This is a genomic window from Cupriavidus sp. 05T313, from assembly GCF_056396665.1.
On the sequence record NZ_JBFTLX010000301.1, the window covers coordinates 1 to 7868 of the forward strand.

The following is a 7868-nucleotide window of genomic DNA, read 5'->3' on the forward strand; positions in this document are numbered from 1 at the left end:
AGGCCACTCTGCATGGCTCAGCCAACGCTCAGTCAACGGTTCATCTCTGCCTGCGTGATGATTCGATCGCGAATACAACCAGCATGCCACCCAGGATTGAGACGTTCTTCAGGATGTGGTTGAGCTGGTTTGCAACGTCTGAGGGATCGGCGCGCCAGAACCAATGGAAGATCAGGGTCGTGGGGACCAGGAACAGCGCAAGAACCAGTGCGCCCCATCGCGCGTTCCAGCCCGTGGCAAGGGTAAGGCCGGCGCCGACTTCGATCGCGATGGTTAGTATCAGCAGCAGGCCCGGCAGCGGCAGTTCGGCGCTGGCAATCCACGCGGAGTAGCCCGCGAAGCTGCCGATCTTCAATAACCCCGAAATCAGAAAGAGAGAGCCAAGAAGGGCGCGGCCGACAGCGTACAGTCGCGAAACGGTCGTGGGCGTGAGGGAAATTGTGGACGTGGCCATGATGATTCTCGGATATCGACAGAGGAAGAAACTTGAAATTCATCGAACGACTTCACTCGGCCAGCCTCGGCGGCAGGCGCTGATCGACATCAGCGGTACAGGCCCGTGGCGGGGTCCAGCGGCGAGTACTCCCGCGGGGCAAGGCGCAAGCGGTCGAGCGCCTCGTCCGGCTGCAACCTGGTGCGGCCATTGCGCGCCGCCGGGCAGGCCAGCATGAGCTCAATGGCGCGGGCCGGCGGCTCGGCGCCGAGCAGGCATTGCGCGTCCAGGCGAAAAGTGGTCTGGTGCCATCGGAAGTTCGCTGGCCGGCAGGAATTGGCCTGGACGGCGGAGGCCGGTGTCGTCTGTGCCGCCGTTGCCGCACGCGTTGCCGCGCTTGCCGGTGCTGCTGCGCCACCCGGCCGCGGCGGCAGCGTGAGATCCCACAGCCAGTACCGTTCGATCAACGCCAGCGCGGCCGACGGCGGGCGCGCGGCGCACGAAAGGGTCCGCATCGCCTCGCTGGCGGCGTGGCGCACGCAGACCCCGGCGGCCTGGTAGCCATGCCAGTCACGTAGCGCGCCGGTCACGATAGCCTCGGGATGCGCCGGATCGCAGCGGTCACCGGATGCTGCACCGAGGCGGCGATAGGCGACGTCCGCATGCGCGTACTGGCCTCCGACCGAGGGCAGGTTGGTATCGAGGTTGTAGTTGGCGAGCAGTCCCTTGCCCGCGTGGCGCAAGGCCACCGTGACCTTGTCGATCGAAGCCTCGTAAATCGTTTCCAGACCGGCGCGGTTGGCCAACTGGATGCCCTCGGCGGCCAGTTGGTCGGAGGCGGGGTCTTTCTGCGCGCCGGTGGGCTTGACGGTCTGCGCCATCTTCCTGCACGCGTCGAGCATCGCGCGCAGGTCGGCGGTCCGCGCGGGACCTTCGCCGTACGTCGCGTGGGCGGTCTGGCAGACGCTGTCGCTGACGTGGTACAGGAAGATCAGGATGGTGGCGTAGCCTGGCACCAGCGTCGCGCCCGCCTTGCCATAGGTCATCTCCGCGGCCACGGCCAGCACGTATCTCGCTCGCTCGACGAGGCGGCTCTCGCTGCCGCCAACAATAAAACCGGTAGCCACGCGGATGGTGCCGTAGCGAAGGTCGTAAACGGAAAAAGCCCCGAGTTCGAGCCGCTTGTGCATGGCAATGTCCATCTCGTAGGCGACGCGCGTCAATGCCTTGTCGTGGTTCTTGGCCGATAGCGTAGCCACGGCGACGTTGGTGCCCTCGTGATGTCCCACACGATCCGCCCAGTAGTGGGATCGCACCCCCGCGAGGAAGGCGATCATGGCCGGATCGCCACCGTACTTTTCACAAGTCGTCTTGACGACGTTGTCGATGTAGTTGCCGGTGCCGACGTAGTGCATCAGGTCGCTGAACTGTTCGGTGCCCTGGGTGATGTAGCCGATATCGCCGATGACAGCGCCCAGGCCCGCGGCGAGCGCGATTTCCTGCCGGGTCAGGTCCAGCGCGCCAGGCTTGAAGGTATGCTGACCGGATTGGCCGTCGCACAGGCCGGCGCTGAGCGACGGCCATGCCGCTTCCATGACTCGCCAGTGCCCCGTCCAGCCGTAGCCCCAGACCGGCTGGCACGTCGCAAAGCACAGCCAGACGATGGTCACGAGGCGACAGGCGTTGAGACGTGACGGGTGCATGACGGGCTCCTTGCGACACGCCGGCCGTGATCGGCCGCGATGCGGGCAGCATGGAAGGGCAACACCCGGCACTTATTTATAGGCGGCGGCAGACCTGCGCGCAATGCGCAAAAAAATGCCCATTTGCTGAAGCGCCCGGATCACGAGGCGGTGGTGGGCGTCGCGACCGATTGGCTCATTGCCGCACTGGCGCGGACGCTACACGCGCCACAGTCAGGCAACAACCAGCGGCCCGGCCTGCTCGGCAACGGGCCAGCCCCGTTCCTCCGCGATGGCCCGCAGGCGCGGGTCCGGCGCCACCACGACCGGATGGCTGACATGTTCCAGCAGCGGCAGGTCATTGAGCGAATCCGAATAGAACAGCGTGCGCTCGAATTCCTCCCAGCGCCGCCCGATCGCGGCGAGCCAGTCGGCCACCCGCCCCACCTTGCCGGCGCCGAAGCTCGGCACGCCGATCATCTCGCCGCTGAACCGGGCCAGCGGGCCGTCGCCGATGGTGGCCGCCTGCGAGGCCACCAGGTGCTCCACGCCGAAGCTGTCGGCAAAGCCGCGCGCGACGAAGTCGTTGGTGGCGGTCACGATGCAGCACAGGTCGCCCGCGGCGCGATGCTGGTCCACCAGTTCGCGTGCCGGCGCCGGGATGCGGTCGGCAATGCTGGCRATAAAGGCGCTGCGCCACGCTTCCAGATCGCCGCGGTCGTAGCGGGCCAGGAAGGACATGCAGAAGCGCTGGAAGGCGTGGATATCCAGTTTGCCGTCGACGTAGTCCTGGGCGAAGCGCTGGTTCTGCGGGGCGAATTCGGTTTCGTCCAGCACACCGAGTTGCATCAGGTAGCGCAGCCAGGTGGAGCCGCTGTCGAAGGGAATCAGGGTGTGGTCAAGGTCAAACAGTACGAGTTGCATGTGCGGTACGGGTAACGATGAAGTCGGGAATGGCAAAATCACGCACATGATACGGTGTCGGCGCGGGCGCGCGTGGAAGCTGCCGCAAGTGCGCTGCACCAAATCGTCCTGAATCCGGGGCTGTCAACTGACTCATCCTGACAATGCCGCCCGGCCTCCAACGACCAGTAAAATAGCCGCCCCAGGTTCGGCAGGTTCTCAAAGGCAGCAGGTGGCGCAACGACAACAGGGTTTTCTTCTGACTCGACACTGGCGCGATACGCCCGCCGGCACGGAGGTCGAGTTCTGGCTGGCAACCGATAGCGGCCCGCGGCATATCCGCCTGGCCCCGCAGCCTTCGGTGGCGTTCATCCCCGCCGAACACCGCCAGATGGCCGAAATCGTCTTGCATGGCGAGCGCCAGGCCGAACTGCGCGAACTGCCGCTGCGCGATTTCCACCGCCGCCCGGTACTGGGGCTGTATTGCCAGCAGCATCGCCAGCTGATCAAGCTGGAAAGGCAGCTGAAGGAGGCCGGCGTCAGCGTCTACGAGGCCGACATCCGTCCCCCGGAACGCTACCTGATGGAGCGGTTCATCACCGCGCCGGTATGGTTTGCCGGCGAATCCGGTGAGTCCGGAGAAAATGGCCCGTTGCTCAACAGCCAGATGAGGCCGGCGCCGGAATATCGGCCACGGCTGAAGCTGGTGTCGCTGGATATCGAAACCACCGCCCACGGCGATCTGTATTCCATCGCGCTCGAAGGCTGCGGCCAGCGCCAGGTGTATATGCTCGGGCCGCCGAACGGCGACGACAGCGGGCTCGACTTCGGCCTGGAGTACTGCGCCACCCGCGCGCTGATGCTGGAAAAGCTGAACCAATGGCTGGCGGTGCACGATCCCGATGCCATCATCGGCTGGAACGTGGTGCAGTTCGATTTGCGCGTCCTGCAAAAGCACGCGGACCGCTATCAGGTTCCGCTGGCGTTCGGCCGCGGCGGCAGCCTGCTCGAATGGCGCGAGCACGGGTTCAAGGAGAACCATTTCTTTGCCTCCGCCGCCGGCCGCCTGATTATCGACGGCATCGAGGCACTGCGGTCCGCCACCTGGAATTTCCCGTCCTTCAGCCTGGAGAACGTCGCCCAGACCTTGCTGGGCGAGGGGAAATCCATCGACAACCCGTATCAGCGGATGGCGGAAATCGACCGCCGCTTCGCCGAGGACAAGCCGGCACTGGCGCGCTACAACCTGAAGGACTGCGAGCTGGTGACGCGAATCTTCGCCAAGACCGAGTTGCTGACCTTCCTGCTGGAACGCGCCGCCGTCACGGGGCTGCCCGCGGATCGCAGCGGCGGCTCCGTCGCGGCCTTTACGCACCTGTATATGCCGCTGATGCACCGCCAGGGCTATGTGGCGCCGAACCTGGGCGAGGTGCCGGAGGGAGGGAGCCCCGGCGGCTTCGTCATGGATTCGCAACCCGGCCTGTACGACTCGGTGCTGGTGCTGGACTACAAGAGCCTGTACCCCTCGATCATCCGCACCTTCCTGATCGATCCGCTCGGGCTGGTGGAAGGGCTGGACGACCCATCGGACGCGAATTCGGTGCCGGGCTTCCGCGGCGCGCGCTTCTCGCGCACAAAGCACTGCCTGCCCGCCATCGTCAGCCAGATCTGGCAAGGCCGGGAGGCCGCGAAGCGCGAGCAGAACAAGCCGCTGTCGCAGGCGCTGAAGATCATCATGAATGCGTTCTACGGCGTGCTGGGATCGAGCGTCTGCCGCTTTTTCGACCCCCGCCTGGCGTCCTCCATCACCATGCGCGGGCACGAGATCATGCACCGGACGCGCGAACTGATCGAGGCCCAGGGCTACCAGGTCATCTACGGCGACACCGATTCCACTTTTGTCTGGCTGAAACAGCCGCACTCGGAAGAACAGGCCGCAAAGATCGGCCGCATGCTCGTCCAGCATGTGAACCAGTGGTGGCAGCAGCATCTGCGACAGCAGTTCGGACTGGAAAGCGCGCTGGAACTGGAGTTCGAGACCCATTACCGCCGCTTCCTGATGCCGACCGTGCGCGGCGCCGAGCAGGGCAGCAAGAAGCGCTACGCGGGGCTGGTCGCCAAGGCGGACGGTAGCGAGGAAATGGTCTACAAGGGCCTGGAGACGGTACGCACCGACTGGACGCCGCTGGCGCAGCAATTCCAGCAAGAGCTGTATCAGCGCATTTTCAAGAAGCAGCCGTACCGGGAGTACGTGCAGGACTACGTTGCCCGCACCTTGAACGGCGAGTTCGAAGCGTTGCTGGTGTACCGCAAGCGGCTGCGCCGGACCCTGGAAGACTACCAGCGCAACGTGCCGCCGCACGTCCGCGCGGCGCGCGTCGCCGATGCATTCAATCGCAAGGAAGGGCGGCCATTGCAGTACCAGAACGGCGGCTGGATCAGCTATGTGATGACCGTCGCGGGCCCGGAGCCGCTTGAGACGCGGCGCTCCGCGATCGATTATGAGCATTACCTGAGCCGGCAGCTGCAGCCGGTGGCCGATGCCATATTGCCTTTCCTGGGCGACGCGTTCGAGACCCTGGTGACGCGGCAAAGGGCGTTGTTCTGACGGTCAGCAACTGCCCAGACGGCTGGCCTCGATGCGCGGCAGCACCCGCGCCAGGGTGATCCCGCGCACTGCCATGAACAACAACAGCGCCGCCCACAATCCGTCATTCCCGAACGGCCCCGCCAGCGYCACCGCGGCCAGCATGAACGCCCCGAACGAGAGCGCCATCGAGTGCATCAGGTYGCGGGTGCAGGTCGCGCCAATAAAGACGCCATCCAGCAGGAAACCCCAGACCGAAACCAGCGGCAACGCGACCGCCCACGGCAGGAAGCGCACAGCGGCGTCGCGCACCGCCGGCTGGTCGGTCAGGCACGCGATGATCCATTCGCCGGCGCAGGCATAAACGAGCGAAAAACCCATCGCGCCGACCACCGCCCAGATCATCGTGACCCGGACCGCGCGCCGGAATGCGTGGCGGTCCCGCGTGCCGATGGCCGCTCCGACCAGCGCTTCTGCCGCATGCGCAAAGCCATCCAGCGCGTACGCCATGAAGGTCTGGAAGTTGAGCAGCAGCGCATTGGCCGCGAGGATGACGTCGCCTTGCCTGGCGCCGGCATGCGCGAACCAGCCAAAGCTGGCGATCAGGCACAGGGTCCGGATAAAGATGTCGCGATTGAGGTAGACCAGTTGCCGCAGCTCGTGCGCGTGGGCGATGGCCGCCCAGCGCAGCGGCGGCAGGCCGCGGGGACGCAGCCGCCACAGCAACGCGGCGCCCAGCACGAAGCCGCACGCGTCGGCGGTTGCGGTGGCGGCGCCGATTCCAGCGATGCCCCAGTCGAACACATAGACGAAGAGCAGCACCGCGGCGATGTTCACCGCATTGATGAACAGCTGGGTCAGCAAGGCGAGCCGCACGTGCTGGCAGCCAAGCAGGTAGCCCAGCACGACATAGTTGCACAATGCAAAAGGCGCGGCCCATATCCGCGCGTGGCTGTAGGCGCGCGCGTGGTGCTGGAGGGTATCGCTGCCGCCGATCAGTCCTAGCGCGGTCGTGATCAGCGGCATCCGCACCGCCAGGACGCCGGCGCCGATGACAGCCGCCAGCAGCAGCGCGCGTACCACCGTCGCGCGCAGCGCCGCGCCGTCCCGGGCGCCGAACGCCTGCGCGACGAGGCCCGTGGTGCCCATGCGCAGGAAGCCGAAACCCCAGAACACAAAGCTGAAGAACAACCCGCCCGCGGCGACTCCGCCCAGGTAGGCCGGGTCCGGCAGGTGGCCGGCAACGGCGCTGTCGACCGCGCCGAGGATGGGCTGCGTCAGGTTGGCGAGGATGATGGGGAATGCCAGTGACAGGACGCGGCGGTGCCAGCCGGAAACGGGGAGGGGCGGGGCCACGCCCGACGGGCTGTTGGCGGGACAGGAAGAGGGGCTATCGGCGTCTGGCACGGTGCGGGGCGGAAGCTGGATGCTTGGGGCGACCGCCATTATGGTCTATCCACTGCTATCCACTGTGCCGGCCGGGAACGTGGCTATTGCGGCCCGGGCGTTTCGCGACGTGGTGTCGTTTCGCCGCAGCCGCGTGGAGAAGGTCGACCCCGCCGATGCGGCGGGCCGTTTGCCCTGTTACTGATAGCTCATCGTGAAAGTCGCGCGACCATTTGCAGTTCCGGCTTTCACCGCGGGTGCGGTCTGGATGTACCGGGCTGTCAGCGGTACAGTGAATGTACCATTACCAGCTGAACCAGCCTTCCACTGATTCTTATTACCTGCGGCGCTGGAATCCGGGCCATATTTGATCACCGTGGTCCCATTTAAAACCTGAATGCCAACACCGGATGCAGTGGAGTCCTTGGTAAGGGACAGGGTATCTGAAACGTTACTCGGATCGGTCTGATCGGTCAGCGTTGTATAGATATTTGTCTTTGTGCCGGTATCTCCGCCAGAGCACTGCAGCACGATATCAAAAGACTGGTTTGGTGACGTCTTTCCGACTCCGCTAAAGACGTTTACATTCACGTCTCGAAGACGGACCGCAATCGATGGCGTCGATACCTTGCATGTCGGGATAGTTGGCTGTATTACGACGCTGCCCCCCCAAGAGTAGGTGGCATAATCACCGTCATAGTACCAGTGCGCAAACATTCCTGACAATATCCCGCCGCCGGTAATTGAGCCTGTCTAACGGACAACGTATGGTTTACCATTCCTCCCGACTCGATTACGCAGACGCCTGGGAAATATTGCGTCCAACACATTTGCTGGCCGATTACCGGGTCACTCATCTTGAAACGATATGAAATAC

6 protein-coding genes are annotated in these 7868 nt (G+C 64.8%); 1 reads left to right on the forward strand and 5 read right to left on the reverse strand.

All coding sequences use genetic code 11. From position 1 onward, the window contains the following. Window positions 1-40: 40 nt before the first annotated feature. The 3 genes from AC1DKD_RS36620 to AC1DKD_RS36630 all read right to left on the reverse strand — a co-directional run bounded on the left by AC1DKD_RS36620 (window position 41) and on the right by AC1DKD_RS36630 (window position 3039). Window positions 41-454 carry a DoxX family protein gene (locus tag AC1DKD_RS36620; RefSeq protein ID WP_051649119.1) on the reverse strand — a complete coding sequence of 138 codons (414 nt, stop codon included), beginning with the start codon at window positions 452-454 and terminating at the stop codon, window positions 41-43. Between the two features lie 89 nt (window positions 455-543). Continuing rightward, a complete protein-coding gene (locus AC1DKD_RS36625; protein WP_477111569.1) occupies window positions 544-2136 on the reverse strand; it encodes a zinc dependent phospholipase C family protein in 1593 nt (530 codons plus the stop codon). 213 nt (window positions 2137-2349) lie between these two features. Continuing rightward, window positions 2350-3039, reverse strand: a complete 690-nt coding sequence (locus AC1DKD_RS36630; RefSeq protein ID WP_441633532.1) for an HAD family hydrolase — start codon at window positions 3037-3039, stop codon at window positions 2350-2352. A 211-nt stretch (window positions 3040-3250) separates the two neighbouring features. Between AC1DKD_RS36630 and AC1DKD_RS36635 the strand changes: the two genes are divergently transcribed. Continuing rightward, window positions 3251-5626, forward strand: a complete 2376-nt coding sequence (locus AC1DKD_RS36635) for a DNA polymerase II (protein WP_477111568.1) — start codon at window positions 3251-3253, stop codon at window positions 5624-5626. 3 nt (window positions 5627-5629) lie between these two features. Here AC1DKD_RS36635 and AC1DKD_RS36640 read toward each other — a convergent pair whose 3' ends face one another. Next, window positions 5630-7051: an MATE family efflux transporter gene (locus tag AC1DKD_RS36640; RefSeq protein WP_477144387.1), complete on the reverse strand. Its 1422-nt coding sequence runs from the start codon at window positions 7049-7051 to the stop codon at window positions 5630-5632. A 138-nt stretch (window positions 7052-7189) separates the two neighbouring features. Further along, a complete protein-coding gene (locus AC1DKD_RS36645; protein ID WP_477111567.1) occupies window positions 7190-7708 on the reverse strand; it encodes a fimbrial protein in 519 nt (172 codons plus the stop codon). Between the last annotated feature and the right edge of the window lie 160 nt (window positions 7709-7868).